This is a genomic window from Yoonia sp., assembly GCF_014859355.1.
GTDB lineage: Bacteria > Pseudomonadota > Alphaproteobacteria > Rhodobacterales > Rhodobacteraceae > Yoonia.
Window position 1 is genome coordinate 1 of the sequence record NZ_JACUUJ010000094.1, and the last position, 1,741, is coordinate 1,741.

The 1,741-nt window shown below is 55.2% G+C and carries 3 protein-coding genes; 1 reads left to right on the top strand and 2 read right to left on the bottom strand.

Going from position 1 to position 1,741, the window contains the following annotated elements; all coding sequences use genetic code 11:
• Window positions 1-327: extracellular solute-binding protein (locus IBX59_RS15100; protein WP_296377043.1), on the bottom strand; the 327-nt coding region annotated here is incomplete at its 3' end.
• Window positions 328-428: 101 nt separating this feature from the next.
• A complete protein-coding gene (locus IBX59_RS15105; protein ID WP_296377045.1) occupies window positions 429-851 on the bottom strand; it encodes a DeoR family transcriptional regulator in 423 nt (140 codons plus the stop codon).
• Between the two features lie 355 nt (window positions 852-1,206).
• Here IBX59_RS15105 and IBX59_RS15110 point away from each other — a divergent pair, with 355 nt between their 5' ends.
• Window positions 1,207-1,635, top strand: coding sequence for a VOC family protein (locus IBX59_RS15110; RefSeq protein WP_296377047.1), 429 nt, complete (start codon window positions 1,207-1,209; stop codon window positions 1,633-1,635).
• Window positions 1,636-1,741: the final 106 nt, after the last annotated feature.

A 1,741-nucleotide genomic window follows, 5' to 3' on the forward strand; every position in this document is an offset into this window, starting at 1 on the left:
TAACGCCGCAGAGGTCGTGAATTTCACGAAATCAAAAGCGGCCGCCTGCTGTTCTCTGTCTGCACCCGCAAAGATATACGGATTACCCCCACCCAGAACCGAGGCAGGCTCAGGATTGCCCGGATAAGGTGCCACGCCAAAGTCGAAGGTCGCATTGTTGCGGATGTTCGACAGATTGCCGGTTGTGTGCCAAGCCATCGCAAGACGGCCCTGAATAAAGTCATTGGGCATTGTGCCCCATTCCAGAACACCGGACGGATGAATACCATGCACGGTGCTAAGGTCTACGAAAAACTGTAGCGCCTCGATCGCGAAAGGGCCGATCAAGCTGTGGTTGATGTCACTATATTCGCCACCAACGACGAACAGGCGCTACAGATCAGAACCGCTGAGGCAGGCCGCAATGTCGGTGCCATTGGTGATGAATGTCAGCCCCGCCCATCCAAGAGGTGACGCGCGACTTCCAGGGTCGTCGTCCCGGCATCCAGGAAAACAACATCGCCGTCTTGCACAAAACCCGCGCCAATTTTGCCTATCTGGGCCTTTCTGACGGTGTTTTTGACCTGTCTTTCAGCGTTTGGAAATTCTTTGTTCACTTGCACCGCAGGCAATGCGCCCCGGTGCGTGCGCCGTATAAGGCCGCGGGCCTCCAGATCAACGAGGTCACGGCGCACCGTTGCCTCTAAAACACCAAGATATGCACGCAGCGCCTGCGTATCGGCATAGGATTGCGACTGCAAACGTTCCTGCAAGCGCGCCTGTCGATTGGCCGATAAGTTGATAACCCTCTGATCCGACATCTTCGCTGTCTCCAATCCGCCGATTGCCTTTATCTTCTTGGTTCCGTGCAACGGGAAGATGACTGATTTCCGTCAACTGATGGAATTCACGCAATGCGCGGCAGCCTTAACCATGAAATTCCAACAATCTGATTTTCGGTGAAACGTGTTTTTCGCATTGTTGGCCTCATCGCCATCCGGTTCGTGGCAAGAACAAATATTTCTTTTGAATGATCCAGTTTTACGGGGGCAGGCCACCCCATGTCCCGTCATGACAGAGATTCGCAGCCGTTTGCCAAACTGGGTTTGCATTTCAGGTGCAGGGTAAACGCGCGTAGCGCTGGCCAATCTTCCCCGTTTCGCGTTTTATTCGGCCCGGATGCAGGCTAGCATATGGCTTTAACCTAACTGAAACTGGAGCATTCCGATGTCACTGACGTATCTGCATACGATGGTTCGTGTGAAAGACCTTGAAAAATCAATGGCCTTTTATGCGCTTTTGGGGCTGAAGGAAACGCGGCGCCATGACAGCGAAAGTGGGCGCTTCACACTGGTTTTCATGGCGCCCCCGGGGCAAGAAGACTGCCCCATCGAACTGACCTATAACTGGGATGGCGATGATGCGCTTCCTGATGACAGCCGCCATTTCGGGCATCTGGCCTATCGCGTCGACAACATCTACGACACCTGCCAGCACTTGATGGATCACGGCGTGACGATCAACCGCCCGCCCCGTGATGGGCATATGGCCTTTGTGCGGTCGCCTGACAATGTTTCGATCGAATTGCTGCAGGCGGGGGATAGCCTGCCTCCGGCTGAGCCTTGGGCCAGCATGAAAAATACTGGCCATTGGTAAGCCGTCTGCCCCTGGCCTGCGCCTGTCTTTGGGCCAGCCCGGTTGATGCATGTCGGCTGGCGCTGGTGCTGGCGATGGATGTGTCGTCGTCGGTTGATGCGGCCGA